This window comes from Streptococcus mitis ATCC 6249 (assembly GCF_000146585.1).
Lineage (GTDB): Bacteria > Bacillota > Bacilli > Lactobacillales > Streptococcaceae > Streptococcus > Streptococcus mitis_AZ.
Genome location: NZ_GL397179.1, coordinates 552,177 through 575,455, shown reverse-complemented (window position 1 = coordinate 575,455; position 23,279 = coordinate 552,177). Strand labels below are relative to the sequence as shown.

15 protein-coding genes and 2 pseudogenes are annotated in these 23,279 nt (G+C 34.6%); all 17 read right to left on the bottom strand.

The window, feature by feature from the left end; all coding sequences use genetic code 11:
- Positions 1-8: 8 nt before the first annotated feature.
- A complete protein-coding gene (gene secY2 / locus HMPREF8571_RS04595; RefSeq protein WP_000161865.1) occupies positions 9-1,226 on the bottom strand; it encodes an accessory Sec system protein translocase subunit SecY2 in 1,218 nt (405 codons plus the stop codon).
- Between the two features lie 56 nt (positions 1,227-1,282).
- Positions 1,283-2,185: a glycosyltransferase family 2 protein gene (locus HMPREF8571_RS04590; protein ID WP_001292318.1), complete on the bottom strand. Its 903-nt coding sequence runs from the start codon at positions 2,183-2,185 to the stop codon at positions 1,283-1,285.
- A 75-nt stretch (positions 2,186-2,260) separates the two neighbouring features.
- Positions 2,261-3,487 carry a glycosyltransferase family 8 protein gene (locus HMPREF8571_RS04585; protein ID WP_004239824.1) on the bottom strand — a complete coding sequence of 409 codons (1,227 nt, stop codon included), beginning with the start codon at positions 3,485-3,487 and terminating at the stop codon, positions 2,261-2,263.
- Between the two features lie 102 nt (positions 3,488-3,589).
- Positions 3,590-4,462: a glycosyltransferase family 2 protein gene (locus HMPREF8571_RS04580; RefSeq protein WP_000444658.1), complete on the bottom strand. Its 873-nt coding sequence runs from the start codon at positions 4,460-4,462 to the stop codon at positions 3,590-3,592.
- A 228-nt stretch (positions 4,463-4,690) separates the two neighbouring features.
- Positions 4,691-7,132, bottom strand: a complete 2,442-nt coding sequence (locus HMPREF8571_RS04575) for an SP_1767 family glycosyltransferase (protein WP_001044149.1) — start codon at positions 7,130-7,132, stop codon at positions 4,691-4,693.
- Between the two features lie 9 nt (positions 7,133-7,141).
- The gene (locus HMPREF8571_RS04570) at positions 7,142-8,152 is read right to left on the bottom strand and encodes a sugar transferase (protein WP_000766251.1); all 1,011 of its coding nucleotides are present in this window, start codon (positions 8,150-8,152) and stop codon (positions 7,142-7,144) included.
- Positions 8,153-8,180: 28 nt separating this feature from the next.
- Positions 8,181-9,056: a glycosyltransferase family 2 protein gene (locus HMPREF8571_RS04565; protein WP_000426746.1), complete on the bottom strand. Its 876-nt coding sequence runs from the start codon at positions 9,054-9,056 to the stop codon at positions 8,181-8,183.
- Positions 9,057-9,291: 235 nt separating this feature from the next.
- A complete protein-coding gene (locus HMPREF8571_RS04560; protein ID WP_000163337.1) occupies positions 9,292-10,503 on the bottom strand; it encodes a glycosyltransferase family 8 protein in 1,212 nt (403 codons plus the stop codon).
- A gap of 12 nt (positions 10,504-10,515) precedes the next feature.
- Complete coding sequence (locus tag HMPREF8571_RS04555) at positions 10,516-11,736, bottom strand: glycosyltransferase family 8 protein (protein WP_000709336.1); 1,221 nt, start codon at positions 11,734-11,736, stop codon at positions 10,516-10,518.
- A gap of 1 nt (position 11,737) precedes the next feature.
- Positions 11,738-12,631 carry a glycosyltransferase family 2 protein gene (locus HMPREF8571_RS04550; protein ID WP_000613914.1) on the bottom strand — a complete coding sequence of 298 codons (894 nt, stop codon included), beginning with the start codon at positions 12,629-12,631 and terminating at the stop codon, positions 11,738-11,740.
- A 62-nt stretch (positions 12,632-12,693) separates the two neighbouring features.
- A complete protein-coding gene (locus tag HMPREF8571_RS11565) occupies positions 12,694-13,581 on the bottom strand; it encodes a glycosyltransferase family 2 protein (RefSeq protein WP_033682714.1) in 888 nt (295 codons plus the stop codon).
- A gap of 345 nt (positions 13,582-13,926) precedes the next feature.
- A pseudogene (locus HMPREF8571_RS11560) lies at positions 13,927-14,421 on the bottom strand (glycosyltransferase family 2 protein); the annotation flags it as partial.
- A gap of 11 nt (positions 14,422-14,432) precedes the next feature.
- Complete coding sequence (locus HMPREF8571_RS04540; RefSeq protein ID WP_000379908.1) at positions 14,433-15,641, bottom strand: glycosyltransferase; 1,209 nt, start codon at positions 15,639-15,641, stop codon at positions 14,433-14,435.
- Positions 15,642-15,650: 9 nt separating this feature from the next.
- Positions 15,651-16,529, bottom strand: coding sequence for an acyltransferase (locus HMPREF8571_RS04535; protein WP_000739281.1), 879 nt, complete (start codon positions 16,527-16,529; stop codon positions 15,651-15,653).
- On the bottom strand, positions 16,526-18,610 hold the full coding sequence (locus HMPREF8571_RS04530; RefSeq protein ID WP_000341090.1) for a glycosyltransferase: 2,085 nt from the start codon (positions 18,608-18,610) through the stop codon (positions 16,526-16,528). The genes HMPREF8571_RS04535 and HMPREF8571_RS04530 overlap by 4 nt, the downstream gene beginning before the upstream one ends.
- Positions 18,611-18,758: 148 nt before the next feature.
- Positions 18,759-20,678, bottom strand: coding sequence for a sialoglycan-binding domain-containing protein (locus tag HMPREF8571_RS11555; protein ID WP_419991868.1), 1,920 nt, complete (start codon positions 20,676-20,678; stop codon positions 18,759-18,761).
- Between the two features lie 54 nt (positions 20,679-20,732).
- Positions 20,733-23,240, bottom strand: a pseudogene (locus HMPREF8571_RS11550) (accessory Sec-dependent serine-rich glycoprotein adhesin); the annotation flags it as partial.
- Between the last annotated feature and the right edge of the window lie 39 nt (positions 23,241-23,279).

Genomic DNA, 23,279 nt, shown 5'->3' with positions numbered 1-23,279 from the left:
AAAGCCTCCTAAATCAAGGGTTTATAGGTTTCATTTAACCGTAGAGCCTTGACCTCGTCTCGAATCGTAAAAATCATGCCTCCAAACATCATAAACAAGCCTGGAATCATTGCTAATCTTAATAACTTTTCATCAAACAAAACAAAAAGCATAGGGCCACCTGCCATAATCACATTAAAGAGACCACCTATGACTGCGAAACGAAGGACCAATCGATTAATAAATCGACTAGTGTCCTCGCCTGGATAAATTCCATAAATGTATTCTCCAGATTTTTTCATGCGGTCAGCAATCTCTTCTCCATTCATAGTAACAAATGCAAAAATGATACTAAATAAAAATAAGACCGAAATATAAACATAGACCCACAAAGGCTTTCCAACCATAAATTCCTTTGATAAAGCCACTAGCCCTGAATGATTAGGGAAAATAAATCCCAACAAGATGAACAGATAAGCTGGTACACTAAGAAAACTCATCACATACATATAGGGCATCCCACCTGCAGGATTCAACATGATTTCGAGATAAGAATAGCGTTTAAAACGATTATGTAAGCCAATTTTATTAACAGGAACCAAATAGCGAGCTCGATACATAAGGGCAAGCAAGTAAGAAAATATAATGGACATAAAAACAAGCAAGACAACAATCCCTGTAGGGATATGAACCAGTTTAAAAGTTTCAATAACATCCTGAGGGATATTTAAAACAATGCTGGATAGGAGGATTACAATAGATCCCCCAATCCCCATACCAGCATTTAAATCTGACAACCAAATAAGGAAAAATGCCCCTGCTATCAGCAACAAGGTATTCATCCCAACAACCAAAAATGACGAGTAAGAGGATTGTACTGGTAAGCTCAAGCTAACTGCCAATGACTGAATAACAGCAATCAGCAAGGTCAGATACATTTTTCGACGATCTTGAATTTCAATCGCTGTAGAACTCAAGCCTAATTTTTTCGAAAAAGAAAACATCTGCCATAAGATCATAGATGACATCCAAGGTGATAATCCTATAGAAAAAATTGACAAACTTCTTAGATTTCCACCTGTTAGGGCGGCTGAGAAGGCTAGATAAGCTGTTGAACCTCCTAAAAAATCTTTACTATTTAGGTCAACAAAAGGGAGAGTAATACGACTTCCCAATACATAGATAAACAGTAGAAATAAGGTAAATAGTCCTTTTTTTACTGCTATTGACGAATAAATCTTAGTCACAAAATACTCCCCTTACCTTCATTATTTGTGATCTGGTAAACAACAATCTTTTTATTTCAACTTTTACTATTTCTTTGCTCTGCTTCAAAAAAGAGCTTCAATCTAAAACAAATATCTTTATATTCCTCAGTATCTGTTAATTGATGGTCTTCTAAAGTTTGCTTATAATCCTTTAAAAGATTGACAAATCGAATACGCAGAACGGAGACATCCAAATCAGCCAAGACACAATCCGATATTTTCTTAGAAAACACTTCAACAATATCTCTTGCCCAAGAAAGATCAAATTTAGATCTCATAATACTACCTGAACGTCTTCTATATAGATAAAGATTAGCGTTTATAAAGACGATTTTAGACGCTAAAAGATAAAAGCGATGCATGGTTGCTTCATCATCAAAGCGGCAACCATTTGAAAAGTGAACTTCATTAAATAATTCTTTTTTAATCAACTTAAATGTCGGCAATATAAAGGCTGAACTATTGAATTGCCAATCTCTTGCTTGACGGTTCATAATTTCTTGTATAGATAGTTCTGCGACACAAAAATCTTGCCCTGTTACATAAAAATAAAAATTCCCATCACTTTCGTCATAATTATAGTAATTTCCTATCACTATGTCCGCATTTTTCTCTTTAACTTGCTGATAAAGAGTTTCAATCATATTTTCTTTTACAATATCATCGGAATCAACAATCGTGATATATTCTCCTCTAGCTTCACGCAGACCTACATTTTTAGCTTGTGCTGCTCCCTGATTTTCTTGATGAAACACTCTGACACGCTTATCTTGCATCATAAAAGTATCACAAATTTCCCCAGAATTATCCGTCGAACCATCATCAACTAAAATAATTTCTATATTTTGATAGGTTTGCTTTAGAATATGCTCGACACACTCCACTAAATATTTCTCTGTATTGTATATCGGTACCACAACACTAATTAATTCGCTCATTATTTTTTAGCCTCCAAATATGTCAATAAATCTTTATCTAGCCATTCACAGGAGTAACTCGTTTATCAACATTATTTACTTGTCTGTCATATAATGTCTGATTGCGTCAACTAACTCCCAGGGAGCTTGATTAGAGTAAAGTCCAGCATACTGACTATTCGAAAGTTCTTGATATCTACTGCTTTCAAAACTAAGCATGGGTTTATTGTATTTCTTCACCAAATCATAAACATATACTAGCTTTTGATCTAAATTCAAATCCAAATAAATATCTGAATTCTTTAGAATTTTTTCTACCAAAATAGGAAAAGAATTAGGATAAAGGGTCACATTTTGATACTTAGATAATCTTTTTAATTCATCCGACATAAAAGTATGAGCAGCAATATAAAAATGTACTTCTGGTAGTTGCTCAACTAGATAATCAATTTTTTCTACACACCAAGAATTAGTTAAATTCATACAAGTTAATTTTGGTTTATAAATATCTGCAGAATAAAAAACACCCTTTTCTTTCCAGCTAGATACTATATAACTCCATTCCATAAAAGAGTATTTCCACCACTCTTCTCTCAAACGTCCAACAGAAAACTGCTTCCACGGTTTATCAGGAGAAATATAGTGCAAAATTTTAGGAAGAGGAGTCAATGGAATTTCAAATATAAAAGCATGATTCTTCTCAGCTGCACCAGCATCAAAACCTATTTGAAAATTATATTTATCCTCAAGCAGGCTATACTGATCTTTAAACAACATATTTAAAATTGATTGATCCCCCTCCTTGACATTCTTATGTTCTTTTTCTGTTAATTCAATTAATTTTTGTCGAATAGTTTCTGATTTCCATTTTTTATTGTTAATCAAGAGAACACCAGCATTGAAGCCAAGACCTGCTCCAAAACAAGAACGAGCCGCGGCCAGATAGTTTTCGCCTAAATCTAATCCAAACAAATCGGTCAAATCACCAGTCACAATCAAATCACTATCTAGATAGAGAACTTTATCTTCTGTTACAAAATCTGGAATAAAATAGCGTGCAAAGGTCATATGATTGATATGAGGCAGTTTATTAGACCAGTTCATTGTATACTGTGAGCCAATCAACTTGCAATCAATCAAATCGCCCCCAATCTCTTGTACATACATCCTTAATCTACTGAACCATTCCTGAGGAATGTCTTGATTTAGTACATAAATTTTAACATGACTATTATGCCTACAAAGTGACTTCATTGCCGTTTCGATTTGTCGAATATAAGAGTAATCACCTGCAAATACTACTGCACGTTTGGTATTTCCCATTTTAAATCCTTATCATTTATTCTAACTAACACTATTTATTGTCCTACATAAATTAAACCAAATAGATTTTTTATCATCTTTACATAAAATCAATCTGTTCACTTACTCATCAAGTAAATATAATGTTTCCTTAATCCATTTCATCGTATCTGTTAATGATAGATCTTTATCTTCAAGTTCTTTTTTTCTAAATTTTAACAGGGATACAAAATTGTCTACGTATCGACCGACATCTATTTTTCGAGCAGCAAGAAGAGCTATAAAATTTTCACGCTGTTGTAAATCACACCTGACCTTGAGTAAACTAAAATGTCTCGTAGAGCCTTCACCTATTCTATAAACATAACTATCTCTATTGATATAGACAGATTTAGGTGAGATTAGATAGATTTTAAACCAAAATTCCATATCTTCACCTAAACTAGTTAGAGAATTAAAACGAATGTCCCCCACAACTTCTCGTCTTACTAACTTTCCACTTACAAAACGATACGAATGATCGAAAGAATCCAAATCAATTAATTCATTGATTAATTCTAGATGATGAAAGACTCGTTTATCGTAACCTCGTTGAAAAGAATGAACATACCAAGTATTATCTTCCATAGAAAATCTTTTATATGTTGAAATTGAAACTGACGCAGATTCGGATACTAGAGTAGAATATAGAACTTCTAAATAATCCTCCTCTACCCAGTCATCTGAATCAACAAAAGTTAAATAATTACCTCTGGAGTATTCAATCCCCAAATTACGAGCAGAGGAAACTCCGCCATTTTCTTTCCTATAGTAATGAAAACGGGAGTCACTCTCTGTATATTCCTGACAAATTCTTCCTGAATTATCTGTAGAACCATCATCAATCATAAGCACTTCAAAATTTGTATAAGTCTGTTTAACAAGACTTTCCAAGCAAATTCCAATATAACTTTCAGTATTATAAACTGGAATAATAACACTAATCAAAGATTCCATACATTTCACCTACAATCTTAAAATTATAGAATAAATCTTTATTTATCTAGCAATATAGTTGTCGGGCAGTCTCTATGTAAATCTTGAAAAATTTCCATCAAATTCCTGTTCATAATAGACTCATTTTATTTAAAATATCTATTCTTTTAGAGAGATACCCACATGAATTTCTTTATTTTTCTAAAAATGTTCAATCAAAATTGAGAACTTATTAATCATACTTATAAGTTATTCTAAAATCCTTGCAACAATCTGATTGTTATAGTTTTCATCCTCTATAAATTCAATATTCTGATCAAAATTATGCTCTGCCGTATGTTTATGAGAAAATTTAACCTTTGTATCAACTCCCATTTTCATCCATTCATACTCTGAATCAATATGACCAATATCTAGAACCCGATATCCCTTCTTAAAAAGATTATAGGATAAAATTTTGGCTGTAGGACCAAGCATACATAAAATAAGGCGATTTTCAGCATACTGTAATACAGCTTCTTGAATCTCTTCTATACGCGAATAAGCATTATGGGATGGACAGATAATTCGCTTAATTGAATTTGCTCCATCAAATAAATCATTACCTACACCTGAACGAGAAGTTACTCCTTCTACAATCAGAATGTCCTCATTCTTCCAAATTTGTTTTAATTTTTCAAACTGACTAAATGATTGCGATTTATCCATATAGTCAATGTATGGTCGAGATACAAATGTAGTCCCATACCAATCTGCTCTAGCTAATTCTAGATAATCTTTTAAATGATGTTCTAAATGTCCCTTCCAGAAGACTTCCGCTGCTGGTGTAAAATTAGAACGACCAGCAAATACATTTGGTAAGCCGATAACTAATTTTTCATTACTTTGAAGAGAAATAATCTCTTTCAACTGACTTGCAAGATTCTCATCATAGACTTGATAAGGAATAGATTTTCCTAACATTAAATCCATCTCTCCATCTCCAAAACGAATAATAGAAGATTGGTTTTCTATTATATAATCTAGAGTTTGATCGATATCCTTAACCATAATCGCTGGTCTTCTTGCTTTGAATGTTCCAGAAATAAGATTTTTAATATCTTCTACCATACGTTCAGGTGATTTTGAAGAGTATATCAGTTGTCCAAAAGAGCCATGTTGGGTACTCTCAAAAGAGAAAATGATTTTATTCATTTCATAAACTGAATTCACTACATCATGTGTCGAATGACCACAGCTAATATCCAAATACAAGCCCATTCTTACTTTTAATTGTTCTAATTTTTCTGACGTTATAGCTGGATGTAAACGAATATTTTGATAGTTATTTTGTAGTTCATATAACTTAGGGCCCATATCTGTCCAGGCTGCTACATCAAAGATAACATGTGGAAGATATTGAGCTAAATAATCTAATTGTTCAATGTCCTGTGTATCAGTAAATATTAAGCAATGAAATGTCTCCTGATTATAATCTTTTAAAAACCGAGAATGACTAGCATAGTCTTTGATAGCTTCTATCATTAAATTGATATTTTCTTCATCAAATACTATTTGATTATACATTCCATGCTGTGTATTAGAAAAACTTAAGATAGGAATCCCAAAGTTAAGAACATCTCTCAAGATACTTTCAACTTCGGATCCCTGATGGATATCCAAATAAAGATTTGTGGACTTTTTCAACTTATCTAATACTGGCGGAACAATCTGTGGATGCAATCTCACATTATCATAGACAGCTAATTTTATCAGCTTATCACCCATATCCGTCCAAGCCGCGATATGAAATACCACATCTTGTAAAGTTGTAACTAACTCTTCTATCCCTTCTAAATCTTGGGAATTTGTCAAAGTTAAACAAGAAAATTCCTTATCTAGAGGCGATGTCATTTCAAACTCTCCTATATGGTGTTGTAAAATCTGACTCCACTCCAAATCATGAAATTCCCACCATAAATCACGATAACGATTGGCTATCAAGGTAGTCCATGGCTTTCTGTAGGTTGTAAAATGAATCACCACTGGTTTGTTATTAAAAGTTAGATGTTCCTGCCAATTATTATACAAAGCAACAATATCATGTCCTACTTGTAAATTATAAGCTCGACCTAGTTCTAACCAATCATCTTGTAAGACCTGATTGAAAATCGTTTGATCACCATTAAAATGCTCAAAACGGCCTTCTTCAACTTCCTTTGTTGTTATTATAGACTGTTCAATTAACCGTTCTTTTAGATTCTCTTGACGCCATTTTCCATTGTTGATTAGTAGAACACCAGTATTAAAACCTTGACCATTTGCATCTCTAATCGCTGCTATATAATGTTCTTCTATATCCTGCTCAAATAAACTGTCTAATTTATCATTGATAAGCAAGTCACAATCTAAATACAAAACCGTATCTTCTTGTATATAGTCTGGGGTAAAATACCTAGCATAGGCAATTGAACTAATGTGAGCCTGTTTTTTCCAATTCTGAAACACAGCCTGTTCTGGCAACTTCACATCAATAATCTCACTACCTAACATACGAGCAATTTTGCGTGGCTTACGAAACCAATCTGGCATAATATCTTGATTTAAAATATAAATCTTAACATCTCGATTGTGGTATAGGATAGATTTTATAGTTGTTTCTAACTGCGTGGTGTAATTGCGATCCCCAGCTAATACAATTGTTTTGTTCATCTCATTCCCTTAATCAATTCCCAAATGATAGATTGCATCTACCAATAGCTTTTTAGTGAAATAGCCCTCTTTTAGCAGATAACTAAATGTCTTGATACGATTCGTCATTTCTTGATATTCTTGTAGATTCATTTTATCAACTATCTCATGAACTTCTTCTAGACTATCCGCCACAAAACCTAGACCTTGATCTACTATAAATTTAGCAGTTGACAAGCTACTTGGTACAATGACTGGGATGCCAGCTGTCAGGTAGGTACTCACCTTATGAGATATATTTAAAGTATAGTATTGGTTACTTTCTCCATCATTTTGATGAGTTCCCCATACAAGACCAAAGCCACCTTTTGATAATTCTAGCAATAGTTCCTCGTCTTTTTTCCATCCTTCAATGCTAAGATTTCTAGCACTAGAACTAGCTTCTCCTTTATTTGAAAATACTCTCATAAGCGTGTCTTGAGACCAATTTTGCAAGTCTGGAAAACGCTCTAAACTTCCTGCAAAAAAAAGTTCTTTTTTAAAAGTCGGAGTGTATAAGGATAAATCATGAGGATGATCCCACATCCCTTGAATAAGAATCTTCTTGGTTGTCAAGCCTTCTTCAATCAAGCGCTCTTTCATCTGTTCAGATGGAACAATCAAAACGTCCGATAGATTATACATGTACATATACTCTTTCATGAGATAATAGTTACTATCAAACATAAGGGGAACAACATCATGAATAAAACAAATAATCTTTACTTGCATATCCTTTAATTTGTCAAAAAAGATACGATCGAATTCAAAGCCATTCCAGGTTGGAGACTGAAAGACTAAGATATCTCCAATAGAGATACTGGCCATAATGCCATCCAGACGCTTATTCATCTCAGAAGGGCTATCTGAAGCAATGTTGTAAAAATAGATACCAACCTCTCTAAATCCCAGTTGACTTGCTATTTTTTGTACAGCATTTTGGGCTAGAATAACAGTACTATCACCAGCCATGCCGTATAAGTTTGTTAAATGTAGTTTCATATTGTATTATCTCATTTGTTATTAGTATTCACGGAAGTAAAGACAATTTTTCCATCATTCTTCTATAAATCTCTGTGAACTGCATATTTTGTTCTTCTAATTTTGCTATTACTCTTTGTAATCTATTTTTATAAGTCAAAATATGATTGGTCAAGTCGTAATTCAAACTGGCTAAAATAGCTAGCTTTTCTTCCCTAGCCTCGATTTCATCATACATACGCTTTTCACTCCATATATTTGATAAAGTATCAGATAAACCAATACGGTACCAGTATACACACCGATTCAAATAAACTATCTTCGAAGCTCTTAGAAGTACCTTCCATGTCCAGTAAGTATCCTCTGCAATTTTACCTATAGGAAATGGTGAATCTTGTAACAACTCTCTCTTGAATAACTTCAAGACAGCTACAGTCCAATTCCCATTTCTGACTTCCTCGACACCTTCCCTATCCATGATTGCTTTTCCTTCTATCACTTCCAGAGAATCATCTGGATCCGTAACATAAGTCATATACACATAGCGTGTTTCATCATAAGAATTATAACGCCCGATACTAATATCTGCATTTTCCTTTTTCAAAGCACCATACAATCGGTCTAAAGCATCATGTTCCAACCAATCATCCGAGTCTACAAAAGTAATGTACGTCCCCCCCGAACGTTCAATACCTAGGTTACGTGCTGAGGAAAGACCTCCATTTTCTTTTTCAAAATAACGGAAACGAGCATCCTTAGTAACATATTCTCTACAAATATCTGCTGAATTGTCTGGAGAGCCATCGTTGATTAATAAACACTCAAAATTTTGATACGTCTGATTCTGAATGCTATCCAAGCACATTCGCAAATAATTCTCAACGTTGTAGATTGGAACTACAATACTAATTAGTTCATTTTCCATTCATCCTTCACTCTACACTTGTATAGTTTCATCAAGCTTATTTCCTACATCATTATTCATATAATTTATCATTCTAACAAACAGATGATTCTTCGTTTATGTCATTTTCAAACAACTGATAAATAATATATATATATATTCCTAAAAAGTGTCAAATTCCCCTAATATAACTACTAATCATTGTTTTCAAACACTTTAACCCAGTAATTGCAAAGTATCTTTAATTATCTATATTTTAGTATCCATCAATATTCAATAATTCTTTAATCGTATCTACCATCTTTTCCGGTCTCTTAGATTCACAGATAAAACTTGCTTTTTCTACATTATGACAAGTATTATCAAATGAAAGAATAGGTTTTCCAATTTGATACACCTCTTCAATAATATTAGCAATTTCATTTTCATGATTAATATCCAAATAGAAATCAATCTTTTCTAAGGCCTTCCTGAAATTCATCGGATTAAACGAAGGTAGTATTCGTACATTTAAATATCGTTGTAAATCAACAATTTCAGATGCAAAACCTGTATGAGCAAGAATTGAAAAGTGAACCTGCGGTAATTCTCTAATCAAATATTCCAGATGCTCTATGTGACAAGTATTTGTAAAAATAGCTGTATGATAGAGTGGTGCTTCTATGAGTGAGTTTAATCCCTTCTTAAAATCAGCCTTTCTCATCACAATATCAGACCATTCTAAAGAATAATAGAACCACCACTCTTCTCTAAAGCGATTTAAGTTCACTTGATACCACGGTTTATCTCCTGTGAAATGAATAATTTTAGCAGTCTTTTCTAATTCTAATGAATCAGTATACCAATTTTCAATTTGATAATTTCTTGCAACTGTATCCATTCCAACCATAAAATTATAAGAAGAATCTAAAGCATACCAACGATTTTCAAATAATTTATTTAAAATCCCCTGATCTCCGAAAGTACTAGTATGAAATTCATTTGTCAACTCAAGAAGTTTTTCTGTTGCATTTTCTTTTCTCCATAAAGCAACATTAATTAGCATAACTCCTGAATTAAAAGTAGATGGAACTAAGGCATCTGCTACAGCCGCTAAAGGGTAATCTGTAATATCCTCTAAAAATAATTCATCGATGTTTGATCTAACTATAATATCTGAATCCAAATACAATGCCTTATCTTCCTTCACAAATTGAGGAATAAAATAACGAAAAAATGCAGCATAACTCAAATGAGACAACGGAAGATTATAGTCTCGTAGACTATGATTTGTTATTTTCACATTAACAATCTCTGATGATAATAACTCTAGTCTTTTAGACATTAATTGAAACCATTCTGATGAAATATCATCATTAAAGACATAAAATTTCAAATTACGATTGTGAGCACAAATTGATTTAATTGTTGTCTCTACCTTATCTTGATAGCCATTATCTGCACCTAAAACAATAACTTTCTTTGTCATTTATCCCTCCTCTTAATCTATATACTTTCTAATTTCTTGAACCATTTTTTCTGGCTCGGTAGGAGAAAATACTTGAGCTCCCTCGTTGCAATGATTCGTATTTGAAAAAGAAAACACTGGTTTCCCCATACTCTTTACCACATTTGTAATATTGTCAATTTCATCATAATGGTTTATATCTAAGTAAAAGTCTAACTTTTTCATCACTTTATCATAAGAAAAATGATTGTACTGTTGATAAACTGTCACATTAGGATATCTCATCAAATCAATAACATTAGAAGCAACCCAAGTATGAGCAAATATATAAAAGTGAACATCAGATAAATTCTCTATCAAGTATTCTACTTGTTCCAATTCACAACTATTGGTAAAAATAGCTGTATAAGCCTTTGGTACAACTGTCAAATCTTGATAGGTCTGAAATACTCTTTCTTTACGTAACAAAATATCAGACCATTCCAAGCCTTGATAAAACCACCAAATATCTCTATAACGATTTTGACTTAAAGGTAACCAAGGTTTTTCTCCAGTGTAGTGAATAATATAAGGTAATAGATCATCAGGAAGGGCTGAATTATACCAAGATGATAGTGCTTCTGGAGTCGTCTCAACTGCAATATGAATCAAACTATCTAAACCAACCATAAAATTGAATTTACGATCCAGTTTTTTCCAGTTTTCTCCAAATACCATATTGAGAATACCTTGATCTCCAAAAGCTTCTTGATGATGTTTATTTGTTAGTTCAATTAGTTTTACAGAAATATTTTCTCGTCTCCATTTACTAACGTTAATCAACATCATTCCCGCATTAAAGCGATTTTCGTATCCTTTTACAAAATAATCCCGAACACCAGCAATCCAATAGTCTCCTAATTCTTCCTGGAATAGTTCATCCAACGAATGAGTCACTACTATATCCGAATCAAGATATAAAGCTTTTTCTTCCACTACAAAATCTGCTATAAAATATCTAAAAAATGTAGCGTAGGATAAATAAGCAATTGGAAGATGATAGCCTTTTAATTGATGATTCGAAATCTTAACATTGACAATTTCTGAATCAATTGCTTTTAAGCGTCTATTCATAACTTGAAACCATTCGCTCGGAAGATCGTCATTAAAAATATAAAATTTTAAATTTCTATTATGCGTACACACCGACTTAATTGTAGTCTCTAGCTTATTTAAATAACCATTATCTGCCCCAAGAACGATTGCTTTTTTCACTTTATTTCTCCTCGTAGATTTTCCCTGTTAATAAAAAATCTAACTCCTCTAACCTCTTTGTTTCGATACTATTTTCTAGTCCTTTTTCATTTGCTATTCGACGCCAATAGTCTAGATAAAATTTATGTTGTTGAACGTACTGACTTATATCGTAACCCTTTAAAGCTACCATCGCAATCCGTTCCAATCTCAAATCATGATCGTCCCTCATCATTTTTTCTGAAAAACCACTATTTGAAATGCTAGTCTTTCGAATGCGATAGATATATAGATTTTTATGTATGTAAGCTATTGTTCTAGCTTGCATAAATAACTTATAATTTGTACCTATATCTTCGTTAATCCTTCCTACCGGAAATGTTATTTGGTCAAATAATTCACGTTTTGACAATATCCCCCATGAAGTTTGAAAGGTTAAGTCTCCCCCTTCAAATTTAGGTAACTGTTCAACTACCTCTCTACCACTATAAACTTTCTCATACTCATCTCCGTATGCATAAAAAAGAAAGGTTCCTCTTTCTTCAGCAAAAGCACCGTAACAAGCTACAGAAACATCTGCATTATGTTTTATCATTATGTCATATAGAGTTTCTATATAATAAGAATCTAGCCAATCATCTGAATCAACAAACGTAAGATAAGAGCCTTTGGATTGTCTTATTCCATAATTACGCGCATCTGATAATCCACCATTTTCTTTTTCAAAATAACGGAAACGAGAATCTTTAGAAACATATTCTCTACAGATATCTGCTGAATTATCTGGAGAACCATCATTTATTAATAAACACTCAAAATTTTGATAAGTCTGACTCATAATACTATCTAAACACATACGTAGATAGTTTTCTACATTATAAACAGGAACTATAATACTAATTAATTCTTGAATCATTTATTTCTCCTTCAATTCAACAACTTTAAAATCCTGACCAAGTATATTGTCTACTAGTAATTCTATAAATTATGAAAAATTTCTTTATATAACTGTATAGCATTTGTATTATCAATACCAAATTCAACTTCATTGTCAATATGATATTTCAAAAATTCTTTTGTTTTAGCTAAATAAAGATTAGTATCAACAGTTTTCCCAATCAGAAATGGTAGACGACCCAACCTTATTTCTATATCATCCATCAAATACTTATCACTAATTTTTCTCGCCCTAGTAGATAAATGATGCTGTCGAAAATTATAAAGGGCCTTATTGAGATAAATACAACTCTTGATTTGTAAAAAAATCTTAAAATTAAACTCTAGGTCTTCTCCCATTATTCGTTGTTCATTAAAGGTAGCAGTTTCTAAAAAGTTACGTTTAAATAGTTTCCCCCACGATACATTAAATGTACTGTCATAATTCTCTAATTTTGGTAGTGAATTTAACAACTCGTTTCCACTATAATATTTTTCGTAATAATCTTGTTCCCAAACATGCAGATAAAAACATCCATCGTTCATACTGTATTGTTTATATGTCAGAACTGCCAAATCTGCATTATATTCATTTATTTTTATATACAACAATTCTAAATAATCAGAATCTACCCAATCATCCGAATCAATAAAGGTGATAAATTGCCCTTTTGAACGTTCTATACCTAGATTACGTGCTGAAGAAACTCCACCATTTTCTTTTTCAAAATAACGAAAACGAGAATCTTTAGAGACATACTCTCTACAAATATCAGCGGAGTTATCTGGCGAACCGTCATTTATTAATAAACACTCAAAATTTTGATATGTTTGATTCTGAATACTTTCCAAACAATGTCTCAAATAATTTTCAACATTGTAAATGGGTACGATAATACTTATCAGTTCCCCCTTTTCATACTCTTCGATTTGTAATAATATTTTTTCTTTTTCTTTTTGATATCTCTCTATATACTGAGTAGGTATTTTCTCGATTCTATAATTTATATGTAGTAGTTTTAATCTTTCTAACCAAATTTTTATGTTACGTGATTCGTCTTTGAAAAAACAATCAAATTTTTCAAAAATTTTAAATATATCTAAATCTTTCTCCGAAAACGAACTTGTAATAATAGAGTTTTCACGAATTCTATAAGTATACACAGTCTCCTGTATTTTAACCCACTTATTTGAACTAGTCACGAACTCTGGTACGACAGCTAAATCCTCAAAAATCCATCCTTCTGGAAAAAAACTGCCGTGCAACATTTTCCTTCGAATTAGTTTCCCACAGGAACTATTTCTAATTTTTTCTAATGCTAGACACTTTAATTTTTCTACCGTAGTTTCTAGAGCTACTTTATGTGGTCCAGATTGAGGAAAATAATAGATATTTCCATCATGATAATGTTCAAACAATCCCTCTATAATATCAACACCTTCTTCAATTTGTCTCGTCATTTTTTCTAAAAATGTAGAATGAATATAATCATCACTATCCACAAAACTCACAAAAGAAGAATCAGCATTCAGATGTTTGATTCCTGTATTTCTAGCCGAACTTAGACCTTGATTACTTTGATTGATTAGCTTAAATCGAATATCCACCAGATACTCTTCTGCTATTTGTTTCGAATTATCTGTAGAACCATCATTAATCATGATACATTCAAAATTCGGATAAGTTTGTTTTTGAATACTATCCAAGCACTCTCTCAAATACTCTTCAACATTATATATTGGAACTATAATACTAATTAATTCATCCATAAGCTATACAATTATTCTCCTAAAAACTGTTTAATAACTTTTACCATTTCCTTTGGCTCTGTTGAAGGCAATATCTGACTTCGATTATTTGTATCATGACTCGTATTCTCGAAAGCAAATATCGGTTTCGATATGTCATGAACTTTTGAAATTATATTATCTATTTCCTGATTATGATTGATATCTAAATAAAAATCTAACTTACTCAGTATTTCTTGAGATTGATACGGTGTATAATTGGGATAAAGAGATACATTTAAAAAACGGTTCAACACTTGTACTCTCGGACCAAAATAACTATGGGCAAAAATGTGAAAATGAACATTTGAGAGACTTTCTACTAGATATTCTATGTGTTCCAAATCTTGTGTATCTGTAAAAATAGCCGTATGGAATAAGCAAACTGATGCAATTTCACTAAACATAGTTGGTTTGCTATCAACTTGCGACAAAATAGTTTGCCAATCCAAACCATTGTAAAACCACCACAATTCTCTATATCTTGTTTTTAACGAATCATTCCACGGTTTATCTTTACCTTCAAAATGAATAATAGCAGGTTTATAGTTCCCATCCCAACTATTTAAAAACCACTCTGGCTTTTGAGCCCAATAAGCTAAGGTATCAAGTCCAACCATAAAATTATAATGAGGAGATACTTTCTTCCACTTATTTTCAAATAATAGATTTAAGACTCCCTGGTCACCATAAACTTCTTGATGTTTTTCTGCAGTCAACTCTAAAAGATTTTGACAAATGTTATCAGTTTTCCACTTGTGAACATTTACCATCATCATTCCTGCATTAAAAATATTTTTATACCAACCATCTGGAACGGCAATTATATATTTTTCTTCGAAATCTTTCTGAAATAATGGATTTATATTCCCATGAACAACCATATCACAGTCCAAATACAAGGCTCTATCTTCTTTTACAAATTCTGCAATAAAATAGCGAAAATAAGTCATGTACTTGATATGTGTATCAGGAGTAGAAAAATGCTTTACTTTTTCTGCATCAATTTCTATATTCAAAATTTCACAATTCATTTGTCCTAATCTCTTCTCCATGAGATAGAACCATTCTTTAGGGATATCTTCATTAAAAATATAAAATTTCAAGTCTCTATTATGGTAACAAATTGATTTAATAGTTGTTTCCAATTTGTCTCGATAATTATTATCTGCTCCTAAAACGATTGCTTTTTTTGTATCCATAGCTCCAAATTATCTTCTTTCTTTTACAACAAGATTCCCATCATTATAAACCACACTGTTTGCCGGAACATCATTGCGTATGAGACATCCTGCTCCGATAATGGTATTGTCCCCAATCGTCACTCCTTTTAAAATCGTGACATTACTTCCTATCCAACAATCTCTTCCAACTCTAATCGGAGCTGTAGTCCACTGCCACTTTTCTATCTTTTCAGCGGTATAAATATGGTCGTGATCATAAAAACGAACACCCTCTCCCATCATGGTACCTGAACCAATTTCAATTCTTTCCATACAGTTAAAACTACAGGAGTTATTGACAAAGACACCATCATGCAATATTAACTTGCCAGAAGAAACATGAAAATTTTCAAAATTTCTACAAATGACATTGCTTCCGACAATTAAATCCGCTTTATTATTAATTTGAAATACATTCCAAGTCCCATCTTGGACGATTTTTTCTTGATGATTGACTCCCACTCTGACTACATTCAGATACTCTCTCACTCTAGAAACTAATTTATCTGGTGCATTTGATAAAAAAACTTCCTGTCCTTGATTTCCGTGGACTGTATTGTCAAAAGCCAAGACCATTTTACCAGCCTGGACAAATTTGGAAACAATAGAATCAACTTCTTGAAAATGATTGATATCTAATAGAAAGTCGCACATATTCACTAGAGTATCAATTTGCTGTTCAGTTGTAACTGTCACAAGGCGGACATTATATTTAGTTTCTAATTTACGAATTTTCTCTGAAAACTGTACAGGTGCTGCAATATAAAAACAGATATTTGGCAAGTTTTCAAGGAGATAATCCAACTCTTCAATCTGATCACTAACAGTTAAGATTAGTGCATCACCTACTAAATGATTTTTCTTCATTTGCTTATTTCTCTTAATTTTTCAATCATTGCTTGAACTTGGTCAACAGCATATACCTCCTGACCTACTTCGTAAGATTTGGTTTTTTCAAAAGATAAAATAGGTTTCCCAAGTCTTGCAAATTGATTGAGAATTTCCTCTGTCTTTTCACCATGATTAATATCTAAAAGGACTTGACTAGTTTCTACCAATTCATTATCGACATCTACCAAATAGTGAATCCCGTTAAATATGGTCACGTTTGGATAAACGGTCAGTTGTGCTAATCTATCACTAACCATCACTCTAGCCGCGATTTTAAACTGAATATCTGGTAAAGATTGAACCAATGTTTCAATTTGTTCAATATGGTCTGAGGCTGTATAGATGAGACAAGTGAACGGTTCCTTTACAGGATAAATATGAGATTTTTGTAATGGATGTAAATGATGATTTTGTCCCAACTCTGTCCATTCAAGGCCATGATAGTACCACCAGACATCACGATAGGTTTGTGCAGCCAAATCTTTCCACGGTTTCCTATGAGAAAGGTAGTGAATAATAGCAGGATAGTCCTGACCTTCTGGCAATTGATAATCAGTAAACTGCTTATGAATGACAATATGATTATAATCGAATTCCAATTCCAGCCATTTATGTTCAAAAAGCATATTCAAAATACTCTGATCAGCCTGTTCCACCTTATCATGCCATTCATTGGTTAAATCAATTAATTTTTGGGTCATATTCTCTTTTTTCCAAAAAGCTTTGTTTACCAATAGAACACCAGCATTAAAAATTTCCAGACCGAAATAGGCTCTACCCCCGAAATCTCGAACAGCAGCCAAAGGATAATCTTGTAAATCTGTAGCAAACAAGTCATCTAGATTTTTCGTTACAAGTAAATCACAATCCAAATAAAGAGCTTTGTCTTCTTTCACGAAATCAGCTACAAAATAACGCAAAAAAACAGTGTAACTAATATCTGTTTTATAACGTGAAATTTGCTCAGATGTTACTCGGCAATTGATAATTTCTGAATCAAACTTTTCCAATCGCTTATTTATTTGCTTGATCCATTCATTAGGAAAATCGCTATTAATCAAATAGAAACGAATTGAGCGATTGTGATAACAGATAGACTTGATAGTAGTCATTACTTGGTCTACATAGGCATAATTTGCTGCGAGGACAACAGCCTTCTTTTCCTTTTGCTCCTGTATTGATAACTGATTTAAAAGAGTTCTTTTCATTTCAAACTCTTTATACGTGGCTGTATCAGATAAGCCACTAGCTTGACCATTCGCTAGACTGACTTCCAACATCTGACGATAAACTGCCAAGTGTTTCTCTAGAGGATACCCCATATTAGCCAGCAGAGTAATACGTTCAGACATAGCATCAACTAAGGCGTGCATCCACTTCTCTGTCCAAGTTTTTGTAATACTCCCACTTCTCTGGCGATATGCGTACAGACCTTGATTTATATAGACTACTTTTTGAACCAATAAATATAGTTTTTGATTCATATACCCATCTTCACCAAGTTTACCTTTATCAAATCGAATATAATCGAACAAACTCGCTTTATAGAGTTTACCACAGGCAGATATTAAAGCAAAACTCTTCATTTCTTGAGACTCATACAAGTTTTCAAAGATGGACATATTATCATATACCTTCTCGTAATAGGAGTCTCCTGATATATGAAAGTAGAACATTCCTTCACTTTCGTTGAAAGAATAATAATTCCCAACTGCAATATCAGCCTGATACTCTGATATTTTTTTGTATAGGGTTTCTACATAATCTAACTCAATCCAATCATCCGAGTCAACAAAAGTTACATAGGAACCAGTCAGTCTATCTAAACCTGCATTTCGTGCGTCAGATAAGCCACCATTTTCTTTTTCAATATAGACAATACGATTATCTTTTTTTGCATACTCTTGACAAATTTTACCCGAATTATCTGTAGAACCATCATTGACAACAATAATTTCAAGATTTTTGTAAGTCTGGTTAATCAGACTATCCAAACATTTATTTAGATAATTTTCAATATTGTAAACTGGTACAATGACCGTTATTTTATCATCCACTAGCGTTTTTCTCCTTATATTTATTATACAATTTTTTAGTCAAAATTTCAGCTATGTAATAGTAAAAACCCCTTGAAAATTCTACTCTTTCAAGGGGTTTTTATTATTTACGTGCATGAGTTAGTTTGTCCTAAAATTATAGGTTATCTTACTCTTCTTCATCACGTTTACGGCGTTTCACAACCATACCTAGACCAGTCACAGCTGCCAAAGCTCCTAAAAGCACGGATGATTTGGAAGCTTCTGTACCTGTATTCGGCAATTGCTGTCTAGTCTTACCTGCTGATTCTGATGGTCTTTCAGAAGATAATGTGTCTACTACTGCCGACGCACTTGTCGATGCTGAATCAGATGCACTTGTTGATGCCGATTCAGAGGCCGATGTGCTTGCTGAAGCTGATGCACTGGTTGATGCCGATTCAGAGGCGCTTGTTGATGCTGATTCAGAAGCTGATGTGCTTGCTGAATCAGATGCACTTGTACTTGCTGACTCTGACGCGCTTGTTGATGCTGACTCTGACGCACTTGTACTTGCTGATTCTGAAGCACTTGTTGACGCTGACTCTGAAGCACTTGTTGACGCTGACTCTGAAGCTGATGTGCTTGCTGACTCAGATGCACTTGTACTTGCTGACTCAGATGCAGATGTTGATGCTGACTCAGATGCTGATGTGCTTGCTGATTCTGAAGCACTTGTTGATGCGGATTCAGATGCTGATGTGCTTGCTGATTCTGACGCACTGGTTGATGCCGATTCAGAGGCCGATGTGCTTGCTGACTCAGATGCACTTGTACTTGCTGATTCTGAAGCACTTGTTGACGCTGACTCTGAAGCTGATGTGCTTGCTGACTCTGACGCGCTTGTTGATGCTGATTCAGAAGCTGATGTGCTTGCTGACTCTGAAGCACTTGTTGACGCTGACTCAGAGGCTGATGTACTTGCTGATTCTGACGCACTTGTCGATGCTGATTCTGACGCACTTGTTGATGCCGATTCAGAGGCCGATGTGCTTGCTGAAGCTGATGCACTTGTTGATGCCGATTCAGAGGCGCTTGTGCTTGCTGACTCTGACGCGCTTGTTGATGCTGATTCAGAAGCACTTGTACTTGCTGACTCTGACGCGCTTGTTGACGCTGACTCTGAAGCTGATGTGCTTGCTGACTCTGACGCGCTTGTTGATGCTGACTCTGACGCACTTGTTGAAGCACTTTGGCTTGCGCTTGTTGAAGCGGACTTAGACGCACTCGTTGAGGCACTTTGACTCGCACTTGTCAATGCGGATTTAGACGCACTCGTTGAGGCACTTTGGCTTGCACTTGTCGATGCGGACTTAGACGCGCTCGTTGATGCGGACAGCGATTTATACTCTGAATCATCCACCGTAATAGTAACTGGAACTTCATCTGTCGAACCATCTGGATAAGTTACTATAACCGTGCGTGTTAATTTACCATTTATAACAGTTGAGTTCTCGCCACTCTTCCAAGTATAAGTCGTTTTTGCACCTGGTGTTGTACCTAAAGTTGGCAAGTCAGACTTGTTAGCAATATAAGTCTCTGGTAATCCCAAATCTGGAACAGTTCCATTTGAAGTCACCTTCACTGTAGGATTTGTTGCTGTCGGAGTGTATTTATCAGTCTGCTTACGGAATTCAATCAGGACATTGGCATTATTGGTAGCACCATTACTTCCACTATTATTCGTTAAGTTCGATTGATCATATCCACTAATATAACGATTCCAAACGTTACTGCTAGCGTTAGGATTAACTTGCTGATTTTTGCCTACATGACCTGAAATAGTCACTTTATACGGATTAGCATCTGTCGCATTACCATTTTGTCCCAAATTGTTAGATTTATTGGTAAATTTGATACTTGTGCCATTCGCAGGAATCTCTAGACGCCCACCATTCGTAACTTCGAAGTTTCCTGACGGAGGAGTAATTAAGGCATTATCGTGAACTTTAATCTTGTCCAACTGACCATGGTCATCAGTTAAGTGTACATCCACACTAAATTCTTCTTCACGATAGACGATTATCTTACGCGGATTCGCACGATCAATTTCTGCATTACGGATAGGAGTTAAGTTTTTAATTATTGGTCGCTCATTAACTGTAGCTGACTGTGGAATTGGAGTGCTACGTGTTTCATCCTTGTAGACAATCGTTGCCGTACCATCTGCCTGAACTTCAATGTCCTTGATACGGTGAGTTTCCTGATTATTTTTGGCATAGATGGCATTCTTGACAGCAGCCTTTTCCTCTTCTGTCAAGCTGTTTTTATTTGCAACAGTTGTTAATTCAGGATTCGTCACTGGAAGACGATCCTTGAGCTGACCTTGAGTGATTCGAACATTCCCACTTCCACCAGCACCATTTTTATTTCCATACTTATCTGTAGCAATAGCATTTCGTTGCCATGTGTTTCCAGATTTCCACTCCAGATCATCCTTCATATAAGCGTTAACGGTGATACGGGCAGGAGTTGAAGTTGAAGCCGTAATATCTCCTGTCAAATGTTCTACTCTACCAGTCCCATATTGAGAACCATCATCATTACCGTCCCCTCTGAAGAAATTATCTGTAAGAGCCGGTAAGCCTCCATCCGCTTTTGGAACAATTTTAAATTCTGATAATTTATTGCTGTTATCTGTCGCCGTGAACTCAATAGTAAAATCATCTCCAGCATAGACAATATGTTCACTACCTCTACCTACTGGACTTTGTGTTGTAGGAATAGTTTCCCCACCTCGTGTAACCTTAACACTTGGAACTGGCGGAATTTGCTCAAATAGATTAGCTTGAACTGTATCCACAGTATTATCGCGATATGTAAGGGTGATGAGGCCTGTATCAGATACCGTAATTCTTTTACTACCTTCAGAACCTTTCACGTAGTCAGTTCCTGAGAGGATAGTAGCATTTTGTTTCTTGAAGTTTTCAAGGATTTGATCTTTTTCAGCCTTGCTCAAAGATAATGGATTGTTGACTTTAACAGTATCACCACTAACAGGGTTATTGCGTTCATTAAACCCTTTAATAGTAAACTCGGTAGTGGCTTTAGCAGTTTGACCATCACTATCTGTAACGGTATATTCAAGAGGATAGGTACCTGGTTTATACGGTTCCCAAGCAGTACCTTTACGACCAACTGTCCCTGTTATATCAATATTGCGGGAGGTTTGATATCCTGTTTGCCTTCCTTGATAATCATAGGTCCACAAATCCCCTGGTCCTCTTCTATTAGTAGCAGGGTAGTTTGGGGAAGTTACACCTGTAATAATCTTATTAGATTCAGAAGCCTCGATCTTATCTAGCCCTCTATCATCACGTAATTGTATCTTAAAACCAGTGACTGCATCATCATTATACAAGGTAAGATTCTTTGGCATCGTAATCGTAGGTGGATTAGAAGCTGCACGGTCCTGACCTCCCGCACTTCTAGACTGACCCGCCCTACTAGTTGGAACAGTTGAGCTTATTAAACTGCTATAATTACCAGACTCAATTGAAGCTATCCTACCATTGCTAGAGAATGATGCTCTACGCGAAGCCCCCTTCTCTATCGCTTTACCATTACGAGCATCACGCGCACCTGAATTAGCTCTCAAAACAGCATTGGCAATGGAATTACGAGCTAGAGTCGCTTTTTGTACTACTGCTGTCAAATGACTAGTTGGATCAGCCAAGGCTTTTTCAATTTCAGTTACCGCAGCGTTGACCTTAGTGATGGCTGAATCAGTATTTGGTAAGCCAACAGCTTTAGCTAAATATTCACCCATTTCAGCTGAAATTTTAGCTAGTTTTTTACGATCTTCTTCATTTTTCTTTGTAGATACTTCTACAGATGACAAGGCACCAGAAGTCACTCCCGCCAAACTTGTTAATTCTGCATTTTTAGCTGTCAAAGATGTCTCTGACTTAGCCGCATCCAATACAGGAGCGGAAAAATTAGAATTCGACAACCTTTGATTCGCAATCGATGCAGATTCTGATTGTCCAGAAGTTTCAACACTAGTAGCGCTTGTAGCAGCCGAACTACCCCCAGAATTAACCATCAACTGACTAGAACTTACAGAAGTACTTGCTGACACACTAGCTGAAGTTGAAGCACTTGTCGACGCACTAACAGAAGCCGAAGTGCTTGCTGACATACTTGCAGAGGCACTAACACTCACTGATTGGCTAGTAGAGGTTGATGCTGAGGTAGATACACTCTCGCTTTCTGAGTGTGATAAACTTGCCGATTCTTCTGGATTTGCTTTCGAAACAGATCCAAGAACGACTGAATCATTTGTAGCTAAAACATCCGATGACTCTAATGTCTTTTCAAGAGCAACCGCATCATTGGCATGAACAGTAGTTTGTGTTGCCACTGCTCCGCCTAATACAGCTCCTGTAGCTGCAAGCCCCCTTATAATATCTAGGCCGGTAATTGTATTGTTTGTTTGGTTTTCAACCACTTCGGTCATAACTTGGGTAGTATCGACACTACCACGGAAAACCTTAAACAAACCAAATAAAGAAGTTGAAGCCCGTAGCCAATGCTTACCGGATTTCACCAACTTATAGCGGGTCACACGATCAGTTTCACGATATTGACCCTCTTGACGTCTGAAAAACATTCTATCTCCTTTTCTAAATTTAATTATAGGATATAGTTT

Coding starts and splice junctions, on each gene's coding strand:
- HMPREF8571_RS04590 (WP_001292318.1), bottom strand. CDS start 2,185: ATGAGCGAATTAATTAGTGTTGTGGTACCGATATACAATACAGAGAAA.
- HMPREF8571_RS04585 (WP_004239824.1), bottom strand. CDS start 3,487: ATGGGAAATACCAAACGTGCAGTAGTATTTGCAGGTGATTACTCTTAT.
- HMPREF8571_RS04580 (WP_000444658.1), bottom strand. CDS start 4,462: ATGGAATCTTTGATTAGTGTTATTATTCCAGTTTATAATACTGAAAGT.
- HMPREF8571_RS04575 (WP_001044149.1), bottom strand. CDS start 7,132: ATGAACAAAACAATTGTATTAGCTGGGGATCGCAATTACACCACGCAG.
- HMPREF8571_RS04570 (WP_000766251.1), bottom strand. CDS start 8,152: ATGAAACTACATTTAACAAACTTATACGGCATGGCTGGTGATAGTACT.
- HMPREF8571_RS04565 (WP_000426746.1), bottom strand. CDS start 9,056: ATGGAAAATGAACTAATTAGTATTGTAGTTCCAATCTACAACGTTGAG.
- HMPREF8571_RS04560 (WP_000163337.1), bottom strand. CDS start 10,503: ATGACAAAGAAAGTTATTGTTTTAGGTGCAGATAATGGCTATCAAGAT.
- HMPREF8571_RS04550 (WP_000613914.1), bottom strand. CDS start 12,631: ATGATTCAAGAATTAATTAGTATTATAGTTCCTGTTTATAATGTAGAA.
- HMPREF8571_RS04540 (WP_000379908.1), bottom strand. CDS start 15,641: ATGGATACAAAAAAAGCAATCGTTTTAGGAGCAGATAATAATTATCGA.
- HMPREF8571_RS04535 (WP_000739281.1), bottom strand. CDS start 16,529: ATGAAGAAAAATCATTTAGTAGGTGATGCACTAATCTTAACTGTTAGT.